Origin of the sequence: Paraburkholderia sp. GAS32, assembly GCF_050434225.1 — a bacterium.
Taxonomy (GTDB): Bacteria; Pseudomonadota; Gammaproteobacteria; order Burkholderiales; family Burkholderiaceae; genus Paraburkholderia; species Paraburkholderia madseniana.
Map to the genome: position 1 here is coordinate 1 of NZ_JBNPVS010000050.1, position 21,459 is coordinate 21,459.

Annotated in this window: 21 protein-coding genes; 2 read left to right on the plus strand and 19 right to left on the minus strand. The window is 59.8% G+C overall.

Annotation, left to right across the window (positions count from 1 at the left end; translation table 11 throughout):
• Nucleotides 1–105 precede the first annotated feature (105 nt).
• The 9 genes from P3T25_RS39095 to P3T25_RS39135 all read right to left on the minus strand — a co-directional run bounded on the left by P3T25_RS39095 (nucleotide 106) and on the right by P3T25_RS39135 (nucleotide 9,324).
• Nucleotides 106–243 carry a hypothetical protein gene (locus tag P3T25_RS39095; RefSeq protein WP_429362609.1) on the minus strand — a complete coding sequence of 46 codons (138 nt, stop codon included), beginning with the start codon at nucleotides 241–243 and terminating at the stop codon, nucleotides 106–108.
• Nucleotides 244–442: 199 nt separating this feature from the next.
• Nucleotides 443–1,504 carry a HoxN/HupN/NixA family nickel/cobalt transporter gene (locus P3T25_RS39100; protein WP_429362603.1) on the minus strand — a complete coding sequence of 354 codons (1,062 nt, stop codon included), beginning with the start codon at nucleotides 1,502–1,504 and terminating at the stop codon, nucleotides 443–445.
• A 716-nt stretch (nucleotides 1,505–2,220) separates the two neighbouring features.
• On the minus strand, nucleotides 2,221–3,945 hold the full coding sequence (locus P3T25_RS39105; protein ID WP_429362478.1) for a methyl-accepting chemotaxis protein: 1,725 nt from the start codon (nucleotides 3,943–3,945) through the stop codon (nucleotides 2,221–2,223).
• A 96-nt stretch (nucleotides 3,946–4,041) separates the two neighbouring features.
• The gene (locus P3T25_RS39110) at nucleotides 4,042–4,368 is read right to left on the minus strand and encodes a nitrile hydratase accessory protein (RefSeq protein WP_429362480.1); all 327 of its coding nucleotides are present in this window, start codon (nucleotides 4,366–4,368) and stop codon (nucleotides 4,042–4,044) included.
• Between the two features lie 9 nt (nucleotides 4,369–4,377).
• Nucleotides 4,378–5,016, minus strand: a complete 639-nt coding sequence (gene nthA / locus P3T25_RS39115; protein ID WP_429362482.1) for a nitrile hydratase subunit alpha — start codon at nucleotides 5,014–5,016, stop codon at nucleotides 4,378–4,380.
• Nucleotides 5,017–5,033: 17 nt separating this feature from the next.
• Entirely contained in the window at nucleotides 5,034–5,768 is a 735-nt protein-coding gene (gene nthB, locus P3T25_RS39120; RefSeq protein ID WP_429362484.1) for a nitrile hydratase subunit beta, read from the minus strand.
• A gap of 23 nt (nucleotides 5,769–5,791) precedes the next feature.
• Nucleotides 5,792–6,793: a CobW family GTP-binding protein gene (locus P3T25_RS39125; RefSeq protein WP_429362486.1), complete on the minus strand. Its 1,002-nt coding sequence runs from the start codon at nucleotides 6,791–6,793 to the stop codon at nucleotides 5,792–5,794.
• A 41-nt stretch (nucleotides 6,794–6,834) separates the two neighbouring features.
• Nucleotides 6,835–8,448: an MFS transporter gene (locus P3T25_RS39130; RefSeq protein WP_429362488.1), complete on the minus strand. Its 1,614-nt coding sequence runs from the start codon at nucleotides 8,446–8,448 to the stop codon at nucleotides 6,835–6,837.
• Between the two features lie 30 nt (nucleotides 8,449–8,478).
• Nucleotides 8,479–9,324: an alpha/beta fold hydrolase gene (locus P3T25_RS39135; RefSeq protein ID WP_429362490.1), complete on the minus strand. Its 846-nt coding sequence runs from the start codon at nucleotides 9,322–9,324 to the stop codon at nucleotides 8,479–8,481.
• Nucleotides 9,325–9,521: 197 nt separating this feature from the next.
• Between P3T25_RS39135 and P3T25_RS39140 the strand changes: the two genes are divergently transcribed.
• On the plus strand, nucleotides 9,522–10,874 hold the full coding sequence (locus tag P3T25_RS39140) for a sigma-54 interaction domain-containing protein (protein ID WP_429362492.1): 1,353 nt from the start codon (nucleotides 9,522–9,524) through the stop codon (nucleotides 10,872–10,874).
• 699 nt (nucleotides 10,875–11,573) lie between these two features.
• Nucleotides 11,574–11,828, plus strand: a complete 255-nt coding sequence (locus tag P3T25_RS39145; protein WP_429362494.1) for a 2Fe-2S iron-sulfur cluster-binding protein — start codon at nucleotides 11,574–11,576, stop codon at nucleotides 11,826–11,828.
• Between the two features lie 171 nt (nucleotides 11,829–11,999).
• Here P3T25_RS39145 and P3T25_RS39150 read toward each other — a convergent pair whose 3' ends face one another.
• The 10 genes from P3T25_RS39150 to P3T25_RS39195 all read right to left on the minus strand — a co-directional run bounded on the left by P3T25_RS39150 (nucleotide 12,000) and on the right by P3T25_RS39195 (nucleotide 21,269).
• Nucleotides 12,000–12,950, minus strand: a complete 951-nt coding sequence (locus tag P3T25_RS39150; protein ID WP_429362496.1) for an NAD-dependent epimerase/dehydratase family protein — start codon at nucleotides 12,948–12,950, stop codon at nucleotides 12,000–12,002.
• Nucleotides 12,947–13,951 carry a fumarylacetoacetate hydrolase family protein gene (locus tag P3T25_RS39155; RefSeq protein WP_429362498.1) on the minus strand — a complete coding sequence of 335 codons (1,005 nt, stop codon included), beginning with the start codon at nucleotides 13,949–13,951 and terminating at the stop codon, nucleotides 12,947–12,949. Before P3T25_RS39155 ends, P3T25_RS39150 begins: the two co-directional genes overlap by 4 nt.
• The gene (locus tag P3T25_RS39160; RefSeq protein ID WP_429362500.1) at nucleotides 13,948–14,544 is read right to left on the minus strand and encodes a cupin domain-containing protein; all 597 of its coding nucleotides are present in this window, start codon (nucleotides 14,542–14,544) and stop codon (nucleotides 13,948–13,950) included. Before P3T25_RS39160 ends, P3T25_RS39155 begins: the two co-directional genes overlap by 4 nt.
• Nucleotides 14,541–15,344 carry a cyclase family protein gene (locus P3T25_RS39165; protein ID WP_429362502.1) on the minus strand — a complete coding sequence of 268 codons (804 nt, stop codon included), beginning with the start codon at nucleotides 15,342–15,344 and terminating at the stop codon, nucleotides 14,541–14,543. Before P3T25_RS39165 ends, P3T25_RS39160 begins: the two co-directional genes overlap by 4 nt.
• The gene (locus P3T25_RS39170; protein ID WP_429362504.1) at nucleotides 15,341–16,546 is read right to left on the minus strand and encodes an MFS transporter; all 1,206 of its coding nucleotides are present in this window, start codon (nucleotides 16,544–16,546) and stop codon (nucleotides 15,341–15,343) included. The genes P3T25_RS39165 and P3T25_RS39170 overlap by 4 nt, the downstream gene beginning before the upstream one ends.
• 17 nt (nucleotides 16,547–16,563) lie before the next feature.
• Entirely contained in the window at nucleotides 16,564–17,691 is a 1,128-nt protein-coding gene (locus tag P3T25_RS39175) for an FAD-dependent oxidoreductase (RefSeq protein ID WP_429362506.1), read from the minus strand.
• A 96-nt stretch (nucleotides 17,692–17,787) separates the two neighbouring features.
• Nucleotides 17,788–18,192, minus strand: a complete 405-nt coding sequence (locus P3T25_RS39180) for a Rieske (2Fe-2S) protein (protein ID WP_429362508.1) — start codon at nucleotides 18,190–18,192, stop codon at nucleotides 17,788–17,790.
• A 14-nt stretch (nucleotides 18,193–18,206) separates the two neighbouring features.
• Nucleotides 18,207–19,172 carry a VOC family protein gene (locus P3T25_RS39185; protein WP_429362510.1) on the minus strand — a complete coding sequence of 322 codons (966 nt, stop codon included), beginning with the start codon at nucleotides 19,170–19,172 and terminating at the stop codon, nucleotides 18,207–18,209.
• A gap of 28 nt (nucleotides 19,173–19,200) precedes the next feature.
• Nucleotides 19,201–20,361, minus strand: a complete 1,161-nt coding sequence (locus P3T25_RS39190; protein ID WP_429362512.1) for an alpha/beta hydrolase family protein — start codon at nucleotides 20,359–20,361, stop codon at nucleotides 19,201–19,203.
• Between the two features lie 20 nt (nucleotides 20,362–20,381).
• Nucleotides 20,382–21,269 carry a SphA family protein gene (locus P3T25_RS39195; RefSeq protein ID WP_429362605.1) on the minus strand — a complete coding sequence of 296 codons (888 nt, stop codon included), beginning with the start codon at nucleotides 21,267–21,269 and terminating at the stop codon, nucleotides 20,382–20,384.
• Nucleotides 21,270–21,459: the final 190 nt, after the last annotated feature.

Here is a 21,459-nt window from a genome sequence, read left to right on the forward strand (position 1 = left end):
AGCACGCTCGCGGACTTCAGCAGAAAATTTGTTCGACTTGTTCATAGCTCCATTTTCTCAAGAATTGGAGCCTCCACCAAATCCGGGGCGGTTCAGTTGTCCGTTCTACATGCTGTCGTGCTTCAGTTGTAGTCCGATGCTCGCCATGTTGATATCTCGTAATTTGAGTATCGCACCTGCAGGAATCTCGCCGTGTTCGAGATAACGCCACAGCGCCATTGCGAGACGCAGTGCGAACGCCACGATACTGATCAACGCTGTTACAAAGTCGCTCGAAATGTTCTTGCAACCACCCGCAACCCACGCCTCATCATCGGCGTACGCGTGTGGGAGTTAGCCGGGAGCCCCGCCGATGCGCACTATGCAGTGACGCTGTGCCCGAAACCGTATATGCCCCGAACGGGTGTCGCATCGATGATACGGGATTCGCGCCGTTGTTCGGTCAAACCTGGGAACCTCTCTCTGCCTCATCGAAGCGCCTCGTCCGATAAATCGCGATCGAGGTGATCCAGCTGAGAACAAAAATACCGATGATGATATAGCCGAGCATGCCAAAGTTAGCGTTGAGCAAGCCAATCGCGTTCCAGACCGGCCCTGTCAGACTGAACTGCTTGGCAAGCAGACCAAGCGCCTCGATGCCGCCAATAACGACGGCGACCACAATCGAAACGAGTGTGATGGTCATGTTGTAGTAGATCTTGCGCAGCGGCTTTTCGTATGCCCAGCCATAGGCGCCAAGCATCAGGTGTCCGTCCACGGTGTCAATCAGCGACATGCCGGCACTGAAAAGCACCGGAAACACCATAATCGCCCAAGGCGACAGGCCCTTTGCCGCCTGCGTAGCCGCGATGCCAAGCAGCCCTATCTCGGTTGCGGTGTCGAAGCCGAGGCCGAACAGGAAGCCAATCGGATACATGTGCCAACTGCGCGTCACGAGAAGAAAGAGCGGGCGAAAGAGCCTCGCAATAAAACCGCGGCTGGCCAGGAGCATGTCGAAGTCCTCGTCAACGTACTCGCCCCCATTGCGTACGCGACGCCACGCACGATAGATGCCGCGCAGGATCAGCACGTTCATTAGCGCGAGGGCAAACAGAAAGAAGGACGAGACAATCGTGGCAACAATGCCGCCAATCTCCTTGAAACTGTCGAAGCGGCCCTGCATAGCGGTAGTCGCAAGCGCGATGGCGCTGGACGCGAGCACGACGACTGTCGAGTGGCCGAGCGAGAAGAAGAATCCCACGGCAACGGGCCGTTTACTTTCCTGCATGAGCTTGCGCGTGACGTTGTCAATGGCAGCAATGTGGTCCGCGTCGACAGCGTGACGCAGGCCGAAGCCATATGCGAGCAAGGCGGTACCAAGCAGCACGGGGTACGTGTGGAAGGCGGTAATTGCCCACACCCAGGCCAGGACGTTGATGGCGATCAGCATGCCATATATGCCGGACAGTTTACTCCGGACTCTTGAATCGGAGTCGCTGAAAATCTGGATGAGCCGATCGTTCATCATGAATCTCCCGGAAATGAACGTTCCGTGTCAGATGGAAAAGACCTCTGACGGAGTAACTGTCCCGTCGTGAGGCGAAAGCGGAGTTCCGCATACATCACAACGTCCGAGCAGTGTGAACTCAGTAATGCGGCGAAGGATGTGCTAGATGCATCGATCGATTTCACCCGCATATACCGTTTCGGCAGACGACAGTGAATCGTCCAGATTGCCTCACGCCTGACCGCAATCGTCCGAATGGTGCGCTGCAAGCGCTATGCAGGACTGTCAATTGGCACGCCATGCCAGAAGCTTTACCTTGGCGATCCCCAAACGCCCGGACAACGCACCCCTCAAAAGCGCGACGAGTGCGGACGTAAGATCGGCGAGCAGAGTCGATGGGAAGAGGACGACATTCCCCGCTGAACAGCAGGCCCCCGAAGACTCCATAGCCTTAAATCAGCCGAAATATGCCATTGCATAAAGCTTTTCATTTCCGGTGTACCCAGGTGGACATTGGTCTGCTCCAGCAACGTTGTGCGATGAGTGCTCGGCACCACGCACGGTTTCTTCGAGGCCTCGCCCGAACAGCCTGCCAACATGCCCGCATTGGCTAGCCCCTCGATTGCAGCCATCCAGCGGCGGCGAACTTGCATAGCGATAAAATCGGGTATGGTTTCGCGAAACTGCGTCGTTGATCTCTCCATCAGCCACTCTCTTTGCTTGTCGAACTCCCGTCAGAACGTCTCCCATTCGTTGGCCGTCGATCCATGCGATACCGCCGCCGCAACGCCGGCCGCCCTGTCAGCCGTCCACTCGACTGCTTTCGATTCTTCTCGTGCTAGCGAAACTTCGTGAACCGGGTTCCGAAGCCTACTTTGCGGGACGACCGCTCGTGACAAAGACGGTCCCGTGTCGGTAAGCCTGAACACCGATACACTTTCTTTCAGGTTCTGCGCTTGCTCTTCAAGCGAATGCGCCGCGGCCGCCGCCTGCTCGACCAGCGCCGCATTTCGTTGCGTCACTTCGTCCATCTGGATTACCGCCTGATTGACCTGCCCGATACCCTGGCTCTGGTCTTCCGATGCCGACGTGATCTCCCCGACGATGCCAGACACCTGCTTGATCGCCTGCTTCACTTCAACCATCGTCGCACCTACATCGGTCGCCTGCTTCGCTCCGTCCTGAATCATGGCTACCGACGAGTTGATCAACTCCTTGATTTCCTTAGCAGCTGATGCAGAACGCTGAGCCAGACTACGAACTTCACTGGCAACTACAGCGAAGCCCCGCCCCTGCTCCCCAGCCCGTGCCGCTTCGACAGCGGCGTTAAGCGCAAGAATATTGGTCTGGAATGCAATGCCCTCGATGACGCCGGTGATTTCAGATATCTTGCTCGAACTCCCGCTGATCCTTTCAATCGTTCCGACCATATCCTGCACCGCGTCGTTGCCAGCTTCGGCCAGGTTGGTTGCACGCGTGGCGAGCGCATTGGCCTGCCGAGCGCTGTCCGCGTTCTGCCGAACCGTCGAAGTCAGTTCCTCCATTGACGAGGCGGTCTCCTCTAGCGAGGCAGCCTGCTCTTCAGTCCGTTGCGACAGATCCATGTTGCCAGCCGAAATTTCCTGTGCGGCGGTGTTAATCGACTGCGAGCCCACTCTCACCACACTGATTGTTCGAATCAGCTTACTTTGCATCGTTTGCAGGCCGCTCATCAATTGCCCCATTTCGTCGCGCGAGTGGACCTCGACGCGCGTGGTCAAGTCGCCGTCTGCAATTGCTCGGAAATGGTCAATCGCTTGACGAAGTGGTCTGCCGATCGCCCGCTGCAGCGACCACCAAGCAAACACCGCCGCACCACTCGCGGCCAGAAAACCGGCAATGGCTATTGCAACGAACCGGTGGAAGCGGGTCTGCGCAGAATCAAACGTCGCGCGCGCAGTCGCGATCTGGATCTGACCGAGTACATCCATGCCAGTGGACACGTCGATAAACAACGACAGCGGTATTTGCAACCAGACTTCGCGGATCTTTGCAGCGTCATGGGAGGCGATCGCGCGGAACATCGGTTCAAGGCCATTCGCGACTAGCGTCTCCAACTTCGTATTCGTGTCCGCCGCACGGCGCCCTTCGTCGGATTCAGCGAATGGCAGCGTTCGATACGCATCCCACGCGTTCTTGGACGCGTTGAGCAGATCACGCGCTGTCTGTGTTTCTTTGGGAACCTCTGGGCTGGTTGGATCAAGCGCGATCCGATACAGAAACAGACGGGTCCTTGACAATGCTACGTTTGCATCTGCCAGGGCCTTTGAAGATACAAGCCGGCTGGAATACAGTTCGTTCACATCGCTGTTGCTCATTAAGACACCGCTGATCCCCATGGCACTGCAGGCTACCAGTAGTATTCCGAAAAAAATCATTACAAGGGCCAGGCGGATACGGATGCTGAGGTTCTTGAACATGGTGAGAGCAAGGGGAAATAAATTGGAAGGAGATGGCCTCAAATGCTCAACACGCAGAATTTCTGAAATGTTCCGTCCTTCAGGTAGACGTATGAGTCATTCACCGATACGTAAGCCAAGCTCCGCGACATCGAGGATGCCATGTTCGGAGAGCACCTTTTCGAAGGCCTTCAGGTAACACTCGTAGTACTGCCAGTTCGGTTGCCCTTCACACGGCGCGCGCTCCCATCCCGCTATTGTTTCGATAAGATTCTGTCGGAACGCTTCCCACTCAAAGTGTCCTTCCTTGGCCATTGCCATCGCCAGCCCATAGATCTTCCGTTCCCAGGCGCGAGAGAAGTACAATTTACCGTCGCTGCGCGGCGGCGAATCGGGATGTCCCAACATGCTGTTTGCCGCGTACTCCTCGAAATTGGTGAACATGGTGGTTCCTTAGTCCTGAGCGACGTCGTTCTTTCCATTGCCTGCAAGCGCGACACCCATCATCGACTCAGGAGTGACCAACCCTGCCAACTGCTCTTCGGTCCATCCACCTGTATGGGCGGGGCGCTCTGGCACGACAAACCAGCGAATCTGCGCACTGCTATCCCACACCTGGATGTGAGTACTGTCGTCCACTTCCACACCGAACTCTCGAAGGACCGCCCGCGGCTCCCTGACACCGCGGGCACGGAATACCGGGTCCTTGTACCAATATGGGGGAAGACCGAGGATTGGCCAGGGATAACATGAGCACAGTGTGCAGATGATGAGGTTGTGGATGCCCGGCTCGTTGGCCACAGCCTTCATATGTTCGCCTTCGGCACCATTCATCCCCTGCGGGAGCCCCATTTCAGCTATGGCCGCCGGCGTATCAGCGATCAACCGTGCTTTGAATGCGGCATCGACCCATGCCCGGGCAACGAGTCTTGCACCATTGAACGGCCCGGCGACAGTTTCAAAATGTGCCAGAACTGTGTCAACCGAATCACTACCAATCAAGCCTTTTTCAATCAGCAACGACTCGAGCGCCCTAACTTTGGCAGCGTTCTTTTCTTCACGATCATCGTCGTACGCGAATAGGTTACTCATATATTCTCCTCCGGAACTCAGGCCAGATACGCTTCAAAAAGGTCTGCATAGACCACCACGTCGGGTTCGCCTTTTCCTCGCCCCCAAAGGACCTCGCCGTCAAACGAGACACGATAGACGGGCATCGGATCCCCGATTCCGTCCAGCCCGGTATTGACAAAGTAACCATACGCGCCGGGATACACCTCGACCACTCTCCCACTCTTATTCCGCAAGTAGCCTGGCAGGCGGGTGTGGTCTACGGCTTCAGGATTCCGAACGCTTACACTGTCACCAACTGCGAAGCGTGGACTCGTCGCCCGCACTTTTAAGGGCGAGTCACCTTGCTCGAGATACCGAACAATCTGGCTCTTGAGCGCAGGATTCGGTGCGTCCGGCAGCGACACCTCGGGAGCGCTCCGGCAGTGATCAGTGCGACTTGCAAGCTCGGCCGGCGAGATGTATCCGTGGTCTACGAAGAATTGCGAAATCCCCATCAACCACTTCTCGTAGTACCGGTATTTGAAGTATTCGAAGGGTTGCATGCCCTCGGCCCCTGTCCGCAACGATGCCCATGACCAGTCCTGGCGAAACGCAGTCGTAAGAGACGCGACGGGGTAATTCGGGATCGCGCTGGCCAAATGTGCACTCTCCGCCATCATGACGGTGTGAATGCCGAAGATTCGCTTTTCCCACTCTTTCACAAAAACGCGCTTCTCAAGATTGAGGGGCCCGAGGTTCTCCAGTCCGCCCAGATGATGCTGCAACTTCATAAACGACTCCCTGATAGCAAACGTCAAACATTCAGCATTGCCTCGGCGGCGTCGGACGCGCTCGAACACGTGTGCCACCGCTCCAACAAGGCAGCACGATCCAGATGACGCCCGATGAATACCAGCTTGCTGGTTCGCGGCTCATCATCGCTCCACCGCGATCCCGGCACCGATTCCAGGAGCATATGAACGCTATGCACGTGAAATCGGCGGCGCTCCCCCCGAAGATGCAGCACCCCCTTCATTCGAAGCAGATCCTTCCCGCTCTCCTGGACAAGTGAACCCAGCCATTTCGCAACACGGCCGGGATCCAGCGCTTCGGCCGACTCCACCCCAAAGGCCTCGATGGTCTCGTCGTGCTCATGATCGTGAACAGCATCTTCATCAAGGAGGTCCGGCTCTATTTCAAGCAGATTTGCGAGGTTGAAACGGTCCACACCAAATAGCGCGACATTCAGAGTGTCCCGCTTCAGTCTCGAGATCACGGCCGTTGGATTGGCCGCACGGATGGCACGCTCCATCTCATCAACAACCACGTCGCCCACCAGATCCAGCTTGCTCAGCAGTAGCAGATCGGCGAACGCAATTTGCTCTGCAGCGATGGCGTCCGCCCTTTGCAACGCTGCGTGCGCAGCATCGACAACAGTAACGACTGACTCAAGTCGCACTCGCTCTCGCAACGATGGATCGGCGAGGAAGCTTTGGACGACCGGCGCCGGATCAGCAAGTCCTGACGTCTCGACGACGATCCTTTCAAGCGGTCGAGGCGCCTCGTCTATCAGCTTCAGAACACTGCCCACCAGGTCTGTCCTGACCGTGCAGCAGATGCATCCATTGACAATTTCGATGACAGCTTCGGGCTCGGACTCAATGAGATCCCCATCGATTCCGATTTCCCCAAACTCGTTCACTACGACACCGATGGCAATGCCGGGATTGTCTGAGATCAGTCGATTGACCAGTGTTGTCTTTCCGGCGCCGAGGTAGCCCGAAACGATCGTGACCGGGATTTTCTTAGAAGACACGAGTGATTCTCCTGGAACGGTTGACTCGACCAAACGAGCACCTAATTCTGAATGTCTCGCCCGCGCGTCTCGCGAACCAGTAGCGCACCAATGATGAAGGTCGTGGCAGCAACGCCCACCGTGTACAGCAAACCAGCAAAGATGTCGCCTGTTCTGAGTACGACGGCCGTCGCGATGAATGGAGCAAAGCCACCAATCCATCCATTGCCGAACTGCAACGACACCGACACTCCGCTATAGCGAAGGTGTGTTGGAAACAGCTCGACCAGGAACGCACCTAGTGGGCCGTAGACCATCGTTGCAAGAACGACCAAGGCGAATAGAAGCGCCACCATTGCTGGCGCATTTACTCTGGAAGGGTCCGCCTTTGTCGGCAACCCTGCCCTGACAAGGATGGCCTTCAACTGGGCCTCGTCAAAACCCGGCACTCGCGCTCCGTTGACGACTACGGACATTTCACTGCCGCCTTGCGCCACGGTGTAAGGCACCGCATTGGCCGACAGCAATGCTTTAGCGCGCTCACAGGGCTTCGTGGCCTTAGGGTTGAAGATCTGACCAATCAAGGACTGTGTTGCGTGACAATCGCCGCCTTCAATCACAACAGACGTATGCTGGCGAAACTCGGTCAGCGCCGGATTTCCGTAAGCGGCCAATCCGTGGAAGATCGGTACGAAGAGCACGGCGGACAGCAAGCATCCCGACAACATCACCCACTTGCGGCCGATCCGATCCGATAGCGCTCCGAATATCACGAAAAACGGGGTGCCAAGAACCAATGCGATGGTCAGGTAGAGATAGGCTGACTGATAGTCCAGTTTCAGGGTCGCCGTCAGGAAGTAGAGGCTGTAGAAATGGCCCGTGTACCAAACAACTGCTTGGCCTGATACCGCACCAAAGATTGCGACCAGGACGAGTTTCAGCGTCTTCCTGTCACCCAGGGTATCGCGGATCGGATTCTTCGATTGCCTCCCGTGAGCCTTCATTTCCGCAAAGACAGGAGACTCTCCGAGCTTGAGACGGATATAGAGTGAGAGCACCAGCAGCGCGATCGACAGCAAGAACGGAATACGCCACCCCCATGCAGCAAACGCTGCATCGGGCATCAGAGAACGAAGACCCATGATTACAAGCAGCGAGAGAAGCAACCCGATAGTGCCGGTTATCTGCAACCAGCTTGTCATGAGGCCACGATTGTGGACCTGCGCATGCTCAGAGATGTACGTTACGGCGCCGCCGAATTCGCCCCCCACGGCCAGGCCCTGCAGCAGGCGAAGAATGACGAGGACAACCGGCGCTACCCATCCGATCGCTTCGTACGTAGGCAACAGGCCGACCACTGCAGTCGACAGACCCATAATGAGCATGGTCACGAGAAACGTGTACTTGCGCCCGATCGTGTCGCCAAGCTTGCCGAATACAATGGCACCAAAGGGGCGCAAGACGAACCCCGCGCCGAACGTCGCGAGCGAAGCGAGGATTGCGGCAGATTCATTCCCCTTGGGAAAAAAGAGTGTCCCGAAGAAGACGGCAAGACTGCCGTAAATGAAGAAGTCGTACCATTCGAACACGGTACCCAGCGCTGCAGCCAGAACAACCTGGCGCAGCCTTTGAGTCCCAGTCTCAACCGGCTGGCCGGCAATGACTCCAGTGGACATAGTGAGAGCTCCGATCGCGTGATGCCGGCTTTAAGCCGGGGAACCGAGAAATGTCCGAAGCGCGGCATTGAACTCCGCCGGCTTTTCGAGCATAGGGAAATGCCCGGCACCAGGCATGAGTAGCAGCGACGCGTCTGGTATGCCTTTGGCCAAGGCGCGGGATTCACTGGGAGGGGTGATGACATCCTCTTCGCCGCATACGACCAAAGTGGGGACCCCGATGCGTTCCAGACTGTCCCGAGTGTCGGCGCGATTAAGCGAAACAATGGCAATGCGAGCCACATGCCCCGGCGTTTGTACAACCTCCCGTCGAGCGAACTCCAGGAGCGCAGGACTGGCTTCAGCGGCGAAGGATCGATCGATGACGTCCTGGCTCGCCTTTTGAACGCCGTGGAGGGCAATGGCATCCAGCACATTGCTTGCGTCAACGTCTGCGCCAAGCCCGTGCGGCGTCGCTCCGACGAGGACCAATTTCTTCAGCAAACCACCATGCTTCAATGCAAAGCGTTGCGAGATTGTCCCGCCCATGGATAGCCCGACCAGAACGGCATCATGCAGCCGCAACGCGGCAAAGATATCGTGCAGGTCATCAACAAACGCGTCCATCGTGTATGCCCGCTCCACTGGAGCAGGCGAGATACCATGACCTGGGAGGTTTACGGCGACCACCAGAAAGTCCTTGGCGAAGACCTCGACCTGCTCGCGCCAGAACTCACTTGTGGTAGTAAACCCGTGGCAAAAAACGAGAGGAGTACGAGATTCGCCGTCGTCCCACACCCATACTCGCGCATCTCCAATTGCGACCAGCTTTCTGCGGATCATCTTGCTTGCACCTCGTTGTAGCGCCGCGTGGCGCGTTAAAACAAATCCGGCCATTCATGCACCGAATGTCTCCGGCCAGGTTTTCGCAACGAATGTGCCATGAGCGCGATTTTTGTACGGGATCCACTCAAGCGACTGAAATTAAAGGGAATTTTCTCGAAAATCAATCAATGATCTCGGTTGCGGTTCGCCGTTCCGAAGCCTAAAATCTCAAAGCTGAGACGGCAGGCGTCTCACAACTGAGAATTAACATGCCATTCCCTCACCTAACCGGATCGAGCCTGGATAGGGCTACGTTCCTTGAACTCGTTTTGGACCATGTTTCTGACTGCCTGGTGGCGGTGGATACGGAGGGACTGGTCGTCCTGATAAACGCACCGTACTGCAAACTTCTTGGTGGAAACCCGGACGACTTCATCGGTCGGCACATCACTGAGGTGGTGTCGCCGCACACCCGCCTGCACCGGGTTGCTCGTGGAGAGGAAGTCGCGGCCGCTGTCCCATTGGAGGTCCGGGGGTGCAAGCTGATAGCACGGCAGGTCCCTGTGCTCCAGGAAGGCACGATCGTGGGTGCGGTGGGGCTCGCGCTGTTCTCGAACTATGAGTTGCTGAAGAAAACGTACACCATGGCGTTTGACTCCAGCATTGCCCTCCAGAACAGTCGGACGGGCTGGAGCGCGCAGTACAGGATGGCCGATATCCTTGGCACCGGCCCGGCGATGGAAGCGCTGCGCGCTGAGCTCGCACTAGCGGCCAGCCACAGCCTCCCCACGTTGATCGAAGGCGAGACGGGTACCGGCAAAGAACTCGCAGCGCAGGCAATCCATAACGCGTCAGATCGGGCTCGTGGCCCCTTCGTTTGGATCAATTGCGCGTCGATACCCGAACAGCTCATCGACGCCGAGCTTTTCGGCTATGAAGCAGGAGCGTTCACGGGTGCATCGGCAAGAGGAAAACCCGGCAAGTTCGAGCTGGCAGCGGGCGGCACCATCTTCCTTGATGAAATTGGAGACATGCCCATGTCGCTGCAAGCGAGCCTGCTCCGTGCCCTGCAGAGTCAAAGCATCGTCAGGGTTGGGGGTACGTCACCCATCGGAATTAACGCCCGCGTCATTGCCGCAACCAATCGTCAACTCAGCGAAGCCGTACGGCAAGGCAAGTTCAGGGAGGACCTCTATTATCGGCTCGCTATGTTCACCGTTTCTATCCCACCACTCCGCGAACGGGATGACCTTGAAGCTTTTATTGATCAGCTCCTGCCAAAGCTTGCGTCACGGCATGGGCTGCATCGTCGGAACCTGCCGCCTGCCCAGCGCGCAGCGCTTGCCGAATACCCATGGCCCGGCAATGTGCGGCAGCTTGAAGGGGTATTGTTAAGGCTACTCATGACCGGAAAGGTCACGCTGCCGGAGCTGCCTGACGATCCAACCAATGCCTCTTCCTTTCAGGGCAGAGGTGCCACTAGCAATCTGAATCTGAGCGAGCACCTCGCTCAGGAGAAGAAACGCCTTATTAAAGAGGCATTGGAGCGCTGTGACCACGATCGCACTCGGGCAGCAGAACTGCTTGGTATCAGTCGGGCGTCGCTCTATCGTGAGCTTTAGACAGCCGCATCACTCGTCAAACCGTAAGTGGCTTGTATCGAGCCACGCTCTTCGATTCTGCCTGCGTGGCCGTGCTTCGCTTTTCGTAACGTAACCCGCGCACCATCAACGGATCAATTAACCTGGATGCCCGATGGTTAGCCTCGGTGAAATTCCAGACTTTGGGCTTGCCCCTGCGGGTCGAGGAACGGAATCCAGGTGGAATTTGTAGCGGTCGATTCTGGCTGCCTCAAAAACGCATCAACTTCACCGCGTTTGCGTATAAGCTATCGCTGGCAAGGCCATCAATCGAAGTCGATCTTCGTGATAAAACGTCTACTTCCATGCCGGTATTGGAAGTATTCGCCTGTCGGGTTACAGCAAGCGCCTGCACTCGAGTATCCCTAATTCCTGCATTCGCGAGGAAGCTCGCAGTGCAAAACGACCCGCCTCCGAACTCAAGCCCCCGGCCACGGGCTTTGAAATGTGGCCGCGATACTGTGCTGAATGGCAGCCTCCGGCTACTCTGCCTTGATCCCCGAAGCCTGAACGAGGCGGAACAGTTGCCGCACCATTTGTTGCGCATTGGATCGCCTGCGCACCGCCCGCTGCCCGGGGCATTCGCGGCCTGCTGTCAATTGTGCAGGCGTAATGTCCCCAAGCTTCATCTAAACGTGTGGCGACGTGTTCGGAAGGCCGACAAACGAACGACGCCGCGCGGTGCAGTTCGCCTTCGACAGCAAACGCTATGAAGGACTTGAGGGGGACACTCTAGCGGCAGCCCTCCTCTCCAATGGAATCGATATTGTCGGACGCGGCTTTGTGCTGCAAAGACCGCGCGGCATCGTAGGAGCTGGCGTCAAAGAGCCGAATGGCCGCGTGCAACTCGAGGCATGGGAGTTCGACGACCCCAACGTCCCCGCGACGATGACGCCCCTGTCTCCGGGCCTGCACACGACCAGTCAGCACGCGTAGTCGTATGCGCAACGTGATGTAGTCGGCATCATGGACTACTTCACCGGTCTGCTTCCGGCTTCGCTCCACAAGTCAGTGACGAAGCCGAACTGGCGTTTCTACAAGCGTTGCCGACTGCCTGTTCAAACAGCTATTCCTGAAACATCCCACTCTCCATCCAGGTGTTGCGGTTCAATCGTCGGCCAGCGCGCGCGTGATCAGCGCGTCAATAGTGCCGTCGTGCCGGAAGCCACCCTCGACTGCGCGATGGTCGATCAACGGCGGCTGACGGCCAAACAGCTGTTCAATCGCCTCGTCGGGGGCATAGTCGATAGGCGCCGCCCCGAATCGATGAACCAGCGCGCCGACAATCGCCCCGACTTCCAATCGCAGCATGGGAGGCGCCCAGACGCGCTCGGCGTGCAGGCCATCGGCAGGTATACGCGCGGCATGCAGCAGGTTGTCGACACAACAGGCACGCGACATCCACCATGCAGTCGCCGACGGCGACACCGGACACGTATAAGGCTGGCCGAGTTGCGCCGCACGAAAGATCGCGCTCATGAAGGCCGAGCCATGCCCGGTCGACAGACCCGGCCGCGCCACAATCCCCGGTAGGCGCAGCGAACGGCCATCCAGCCTGCCGCGGCGCGTCCAGTCGGAAAGGATCTGCTCGCCGACCAGCTTGTGCACGCCGTAACTGGTCGTCGGCCTCGGAAGCGTCTGCTCGTTCATCTGCGGCGGCAGCGACGCACCATATACGCCCACACTGCTGGCGAATACGACCTGTGCCACGCCCGCATGCCCTTTTGCCTGTTGCGCGAGCCGCTCGAACAGCGCCAGTGTGGCGTATAGATTGATGCGGTCGCCCAGCGCATGGTCGGCTTCGGCCTGAGCACCGGGCACGCTCGCCAGATGAAAGACAATGTCGATGGTTTCCGACAGCAATGAGTCGAGCGTATGCGGCGCACCGAAATCACCGGCGATGGCACGGACGCGAGCGTCCGCAGGAACTGCGTCGACTTTCTGGTCGACGAGCAGCAGTTCCGTCACGTCGCCGGCGCAGGCGACGCCTTCACGCAATAACCGCCGAACCAGCGCGGCACCCACGAAGCCGTCGGCGCCCGTTACCAGAACTCTCATGGTTTCGCCTCGCCTTTGCTCGCAATCGCCGCTGGCACAACACGCTGATCGATTACACCGAAGGGCACCTCACCGTCCTCGTCACGCGCTGTCATCCTGACCCGATCGCCGAAGCGCATAAAGGCAGTTCTGGCTTGTCCTTCGTCGAGAATCTCGATCACCCGCCGCTCGGCAATGCACGCTGACCCTGCCTTGCGGTCGACATTTGACACCGTGCCCGATCCGATAATTGTCCCCGCGGACAAGCGGCGCGTTCGAGCCGCGTGCGCGATGAGTTCGCCAAAGCCAAAGTTCATCTCGCCGCCACTCGGTTGTCCGAACCACTGCCCGTTCCACTCGACATGCAATCGCAGATGCACGCGCCCGTCTCGCCACTTCGTTCCCAGTTCGTCAGGCGTGACCGCAATGGGCGCGAAACTCGTTGAAGGCTTGGCCTGCAGGAACCCGAAGCCGCTCCTCATTTCCCGCGGTCCGAATCCGCGCAGGCTCCAGTCGTTGATTTGCACGACGAGACGAATATGGTCCAGCGCGTCGGTCGCCGACGAGCCCATCGGTACACCGTCGACTATCACGCCGAACTCCCCTTCGAAGTCGATGCCGTCGTGCTCGTCAGGTAGCGGGACATCGTCTGTCGGACCCAGGAAGTCGTCGCTTGCACCTTGATACATGACCGGCACCGTGTCGAATTCGGGAATCGGTGCCGTGTTGAATGCACGTTCCATCAGGCGACCGTGGTTCAGGAACGCAGAACCGTCGCACCATTGAGGACTGCGCGGCAATGGCGCGGCGCATGCAGCCGGGTCGAACGCGAAGACTTCAGCCGCATGGCCATCATTCAACTCTTCGTAGAGCGTTTGCAACCGCGGCGCCACCCCCACCCACTGTTCGATCGCATCGAGCAAGGTGTCGGCTATACCGCGCGCCTTCACGGCGTGACGAAGGTCCCGCGAGACGACCAGCAGCGTGCCGTCGCGATGACCACGCAGAGTGGCAAGTTTCATCGCGTTTCAGCCTCCACGGTTGTATTAAGAGCGGAAGCAACGGCGCTGTCATGGGCCCCGTCGACTAGGACGAACAACATCCGGCACACCCGGTTCGAGCGGTTGGCCCACGCGTGATTGGTCCCGCGTTGTATCACGACGCTGCCGGGCTGGAGCGTCACTTCCCCCTCGTCGAGAATCAGCGTCATTTCGCCGTCGATCACGACACCGTAGTCGATCGACTCGGTGCGATGCATGAGCGGATGCGGAGAATCCCGTTGCACCGTCGACACATTGGCGTCTCCCGTCTCGCTGAACGCGGCGTGCATCTTCGACGCGCCGTGCGCGAGAAACTCCTGCGTATCCGGTGGTATGTCGACAAAACGGAAGCGCGTACCCTGGTTCGGCGGCGGCAGCATCAGGGGGCCGGCGGTTGGGTCCGGCCCGTTGTCCACGCAAGCCGGGCTGCCTGCGGTCGACCAGACTTCATGGAATAGCGTGCCCGGAATGGCCTGGATTTCGACGACGGTCTGCAATGGACCATCCGACGCGACGACGGCGCGTCCGCGCGCGTCGTGGCCCGTGACGATCCGGCGAATGGGTGACAAGCTCATGTCGTTACCTCATCAAATATTGCAACGGCGCGGGTCCAGCCGGCCGACGCGCCACGAATCTTGTGCGGGAAACAACTTATGGTGAACCCATGCGGCGGCAGCGCTTCGAGGTTGTGCAGCTTCTCGAGATGGCAATAGCCGATGTCGCGGCCCGCTTTGTGGCCTTCCCAGATCAGCGAGACGTCGCCGGTCTCGGCGATCTTCTTCGCCGTGTAGGAGAAAGGCGCATCCCAGCTCCATGCATCGGTGCCTGTCAGCCGTACGCCGCGCTCCAGCAGATACATGGTGGCCTCGTAGCCCATCCCGCAACCGGCGTTGACGTAGTCGCGATGTCCGTAGCGCGAACCCGCGTGCGTGTTCACGACGACGATGTCGAGCGGCTCCAGTTCATGGCCGATCCGCGCGAGTTCCTTCTCGACATCGGCGGCGGTAGCGACATAGCCGTCCGGGAAATGTCGAAAGTCGAGCTTCACGCCCGGCTGAAAGCACCACTCGAGCGGGACCTCGTCGATAGTCGTGGACGCCTTCGGGCCACCGAGGCTCGCGTCCATCGTGGAATGGAAATGCCACGGCGCGTCGAGGTGCGTGCCGCTATGCGTCGTCAACGTGACCCATTCGGCCGCGGCGGCTTCGCCGTCCGGGAAGTCTTCGACCTTCGTTCCCGGCAGCATGGCCAGGAATTCGCCCACGGTGTCCGCATGTCTCTGGTAGGTGATTTTCGGTGCGAGCGGCGGCGGGTCGGACAATACGTCGTTTTCGAGGTAGATCGAAAGATCGATGAATCGGCGATTCGGTTTCATGCGGCACCCCTCGTGTTGCGTGCGCGCTGCGGAAGCCGGGAAAAGCAGAAGATCGCGATCGCAGCAACCGCGACCGCCGCCATACCGAGACTGCCGTAGCCGAAGTGCTTGACGAGGGTGCCGCCAAGAATCGGCCCGATGGCGGCGCCCGTCATGAGCATGGCGGGCGTAGCCGCAACGGCACGGCCGGTCCTGTCGAGCCGCGCGAGTATGCCGAACGCGAAGGTATGACTGAAGATCATCACCGCCGCAAATACCGAGGCGCATACCGCATACGGCGTGAAGGTGCTGCTCTGCGTGAGCGTCACCGCGATGACGGCCTGTGCCAGTGGTCCGCACTGCACGACTCGCACGCCGGGTAGGCGCGATTCGAGGAAGCCCGCGAGCGGCGCGGGTATCAGGTTCACGAGACCCAGGGCGATGAGCACACCGGTGACAGCGGAGAAACCAAAGCCACGATCGAGTCCGATGCGCTGCATGAAGGCAAACACCATGGCCTGCGTCAGTCCCATGCAGGCAACACCGATCATGCCGAACCAGACAGCCCGGTCGAGTCGCGACTCGGCGCTCGCCGCACCGGTATCGCGTGAGCGGGTCGCCGGGAACGCTGCCGCGGACATGAACGCGGCGACGGCCATGATGCCGGCGAACACGTGAAAAAGCGCCCTGCCGCCATGAGCCGCAATTAAGCCCGGCGTGATGCCGAGAAAAGCGACGGCGAAACAACCCAACGACAACCCAGCTATCGCGAAGAGCCGGTGCGGGTTAAGACTGCGGCCAATGGTTCCGTGCGTGACGCTCAGACTGCTTCCGACAGAAAGCCCGGCCACGAGATGCAGGCCGGCCATCAACTCGTAGCGTTCGATCGCCGCGGTCACGGCGAAAGCGACGGCGGCGACAGCAAAGCCGGCCAACGCAATGAAGCGCGCCTGCAGGCGGTTCAGGCGCGGTGAGAGGAACACGCTGCTCGCGACCGCGCCGACCAGAAACAGTGTGGCCAGCGAGCCGGCCTGCTGCGGGTCAAGATGATAGTCGCCTATCAGGGTGCCCACCCAAACCGGCAGAGCGACCAGGTCCACCATGCCGGCGCAGTGCGCAACCAGCAGCGCCAGCACGCCAAGGCCGCCGTATCGCGCCGCCACGGGAGCGCCAGCTTGCGCGGCCAGCGGTTGCGCGGCATCCGCTGTGATGTTCTGTACCATTGCTCGTCTCCTTCGCCTCAGATTGGTTGTGCCAGGCTCATGAGCGTCTCTCGCATGATCTGGGCGTGTTCTGCCTTGTCGCCTCCGCAAATCTCGATTTCGCCAAGCCGGCCGGAGTTTTCCACGACAATGCGGCATCGCTCCCAACGACGCGCCTGGAACGCACGCAAGGCCGCGTCGAGCGTCGCGCCGCGCCCCAGTTCCTCGGCGAGGACAATGCCGTCCTCGACGCCGATGCCCGCTCCGGCAGCCATATGGGGTGTCGTGGCATGCACCGCATCACCGACTAGCACCACGCGACCCGCAAACCACGGTTGCGGCACGAGCAACCGTTCCAGCGGCCGGTAGATGACCGTCGAATGCGGGCCGATCTGGTCACGGATGGCCTGCACCAGAGGTGCGCTGAAATGCGCCAGCAAATGGCGCAGCATCTGCGGCCAACACTGCGGGTCGACGCGCTCGTTGGTCGGACGATCCTCAGTGACGAAGACGTACATCTCGTCGTGAGACACGGGATTCACGCCAGCCTTTACCTTGTGCCCCATCCACATCGTGGCGCATGTGATCTCCGCCGGGCGCGGCACGACTGCCCGCCAGATGCCCTGACCGGTATAGCGCGGCTCAGGCGCGTCAGGAAACACGGCTTGCCGGACTTTCGAGTAAAGGCCATCGGCGCCGATGACGAGGTCATACATGGCCTGCGTACCGTCGGTCAGCGTCACCTCGACGCCGTCGTCCCGTTGCACGATTTGAGAGAACGTGCAGCCCAGGCGCACGTACACACCCGCCGCTCTCGTCGCCTCGGCAAGAATGTCGGCCAGTATCGGTCGCATGATCGCGCCGCCGCCCGGAACGTCCGGTCCCGCCACACGAGGCGTCGGCAGTTGCCCCAACGGAGCGCCGCTCGACGCAAAGAGGTTGACGCCGTCGCCGCAGTAGCCGCGCTCCATCACTGCTTCGACGACGCCGATCGTTTTCAGCGCACGCAGTGTCGGACCGCCGATGCTGATGCCGGCGCCATAGGCGCGCCACTCGCGATCGATCTCCACGAGATCGACCTTCAGCCCCTGCTTTGCGCACTGAATAGCAGTGGCCATGCCGGAAAAGCCGCCTCCAACTATGAGGACATGCCGAATGGAAGTCATGCTGACGTCTCCTGATTTCATCTGCCGCTCGCGATCGTCATACGCGGGCGCGTTTTCTGTTTTCAAATGTCGTGCGGCCGTCGTGCAGCCACGCACTCACGGTCGCACTTTTTCGCCCCCGGCTTCGTCGCACGTCGGCGCGGAGTCCGGAGGCATGAATACGTATACGTCGCCGTCTTCTGTCACTGCCGTATCAAACCGCGTCAACCGCCGGCCGAGGCACGGCCCCATCAGGCACTCACCGGTGGCAATGTCGAACTGCGCCCCGTGCGCGTGGCAGACGATTCGCGTGCCGTCGCCGTTCAGATAGGCGTCCTTGCGCCACGCCATCGGCGTGCCGCCGTAATGTGGACATGCATCCAGATACGCAAACACCCCATCGCCGCGGCGCACGAGCAGCAAGGTATCGCGCCCCTGTCCGCCGGGATCGAAGCCTCGCGACCCTGGGTCGTCGAGGTCATCGAATCGGGCGAGGCGAACCGGCAACACGGCAAGTGACATGACGGCGCCTCGTGCTAACCGGTAACCTTCGCGGCAGCCTCCGCCGGTGCAGCGGGAGGACCGCCCGGCGCCCATTTCTCGCGATGCTGGAACAGGAACAGTTGCGAAGCATCCGCACCCATCGGCACCGTCCGCGCAGTCCAGCCATCGTCGTGCAGGTCCATGTCCGCGTCGTACTCGACGTGGCAGCCCAACGGGCTGTTGAAGTACCAGAACCAGTTCGATCCGAACCGATGACGCCCCGGCCCCCAGAACGACTGGTAGCCCTTCTCGACGAAACGCGTGCCGGCTTGCAAGACCTCGGTGGGTCCGCCCATATGGAAAGTGAAGTGCTCGCAGCCTTTCATGAACGGCGGCGTCTGGATCATGAACAGCGTGTGATGATCGAGCGTGCCTGCCGGCCGCAGGAATGGCCCAACACCTGCGAAGCGGTCCGAGCAGCGAAAGCCCAGACGTTCTACGTAAAACGCTTCGGCCTTGTCAGCGTCGGGCACGAAATAGACGACGTGGGACAGCGAGCGAGGCGTAAGGTCTGCGTTCTCGTCGACGCCGACCACGTTCGGTCCTCGCTGCGCGGGCGCGCCGGGTGCATTGATGGGTTCCGCGGGCAACGCGAGCGAACGCCTGGCGGTGATCTGAAAGCCGAGTGCAAACCCCATGTCGTCGGCCGATTCGATCGACCCGTCCGGAAGCTGCCGTACTTCGCGGTCCCGCCGCAGTTCCACCGCGATGGCGTTCAGCGTTGCGGCATCGGCCACGCCATAGGTAGTCTTGCGCAGCATGCTCCCCGTGGCGAGCGCGGGAGGTAAAGCCGGGTCGTCGGCACGCCTGATTTCGATTGCGGTGCCATCGAGCGCTTCGAAGCGGCCGCCAGCCTCATCCGCACGGATCGGCACGAGACCGTAGTCGAGAAGGTACTGGTTGCAGCTTGCCACGTCGTCCACGCCGAAGACGAGCGTATCGGGTCCGATGATGTTCATGAGCGCGAGTTCAAGTTAAAGGAATGGGTCAGAGAGCGGTACGTCCGCCCAGCGTTTCGGCCACCCAGTCGGCGATGTAGTGGCCTGCGTTGATCGAGTTGTCGAAACTGGAGTGCTGGACGCCGCCTTCGCGATCGGTAAAGATCTTGAGTTCGCGCTTCGGACTATTGACGAGCTGCTCGTAAGTCCGGTGCGCCCACGTCACGGGGATCTGCGAATCTTTCTCCCCGTGTGTCACGAGAAACGGCACCTTGATGCGATCGAGCACATCGTCCAGGTGAACGTTTTCCGCGATCTGCATGAACTCGTCCACGTCCTTCGCACCCCACACCCAGCAAACGTGACTCCAGTAGTGCGGCACGGGAAAATTGCCTTCGCGCTGCAGGCGCTTTTTCTGAACGTCGCGCCAGTCGTGATTCGCACCCCACACGACACCGCAAGCGAAGCGCGGCTCGAACGCGACGGCGCGCGGGCAGTAATAGCCGCCGAGTGACACGCCTTCCATGCCGATGCGCTTGTGATCGATGTCGTCGCGCGTCTCGAGCCAGTCCACGATCCTGCTCGCCCACACCTCGGTGTTGTACACGGCGTGCAGGCCTTCGAGGCGCAGCGCCTCGCCCGTGCCGGGCTGGTCCACGATCAGCGACGACACGCCGCGCGCCGCCAGCCACGCCGGCAGCCCGACGAGGTATTTCATTTCCTTCGTGGAATCGAGTCCGTTGACCTGAACCAGCAACGGACTACGCGCGCTGGCGCCCTTCGCCTTCACAAGCAGGCCGGAAAGGTGGCCGCTGCCGTACGGAATCGCCACGCGCTCGCAGTTCTCGCCGAGGAGTTTCACGCCCTTCGCGAACGTCTCGAGCGAGCGCCGGTAAAGATCGATACGCGCCGGAGCATCATGCGCCAGCAGCCGTTCGGCGGTAATCAGATAGATCGCAGCCCGCTTGAACTTTTCACCGGCCGATAGCAGCCGGCCGTGTGCCTCGTCTTCGCTCGCGAGATCGCAGAGGCGCTCGGCCATGCTCGACCACACCTGCCTGAAGGCGCGGGTTCCTTCGGCGTCGGGCTGCTTCGAGGCCTCCTGCAAGGGCGCACACATCTGTTCAATTTCACCGATACGCGCCCCCATCTCGATGGCGAGATCGACAGACAGGTTCCAGACGTAGTTCGTGGGAAAGTAGCGAAACATGCAAGTCCTTCAGAGTTCTATTAGTAGCCGGCAGCAGGTCCCGGCGGTTTGGCCCACAACGGAATCGCGATGTTCAGCCAGATCGCGTTGCTCTTCGAGGTGTTGGCCGCATAGAGGCCCTGCTGATAGTTGAGGTTGATGTTGAATTTGCCCGCGTCGTAGACGATCGAAGGACCGAGTGCGAGAGTCTTCGCCCGATTACCGCCGATTACTGAACCGTTCTGCCGGTCGTCCGTGTACTGGTTCAGGTATGCGCCGACAAGGCCCAGCTTCCATTTGCCGATATTCCATCCGGCCTCGAATTCGCCCACGTATGCCGTGCCGGACCGATAGCCCGTCTCGCCGTTTTCGCGATTGATCAGCAGGCGGTTGGCGACGCCCAGGTCGATACCGTTGGGATCGTTGTAGCGCAGCGAGACCACCGGTTGCAGCGACAGGTATCCCACCGACACGCTTGGCTTCGACGGGCTGTACGAACCTGTCTCGAAGGCAAAGTCAAAACCGCTGGTGAACGTCAGATGCCGCGCCAGGCTCCAGCTCAGAAGCACGGGAGTCAGCGTGATGTTGGACAGGCCATTCTGGGTGCCTTGCTGGCCGGCGATATTCGTATGCAGCGATACGACCGGCAGGACGAGCTGCGTGTACACATTGGCGCCGAGCACGGTGAACGGGTACGAGGCAAGCAGGCGCGTCGTCGCCGAAAACGCAGACGTATGAAACGGAACCGGCAGCTTCTCGCCGTTGTTGCCGTAAAGCCCGTTGGAAAAGCTGTAATTGAATTGCTCCAGCGCGAACAGTCCGGGGATGGGCGGCATCTCCGCGATGTTCGTGCCCACCGCGCCTGCCGGATAAGGAGAAACCCCGCCTTCGAGAGCACAGGCGTTATTCGAACCGAGCGCAGCAAACATCGTGCAGCCTACGGAAGCGGCGACGGCCGCAGCAAATCTTCTACTCAATTTCGTCTCCTCATCGCCGACGCCTCATGGGCACGTCGGACATGTCTTTTATCGTTCAATGGGCGCAGCGAGACACAATTACGGTCGCGTCAGCACTGTCAGCATCCCGATATGCGCAACCTGATTCCGGTCGTGTTGGGAT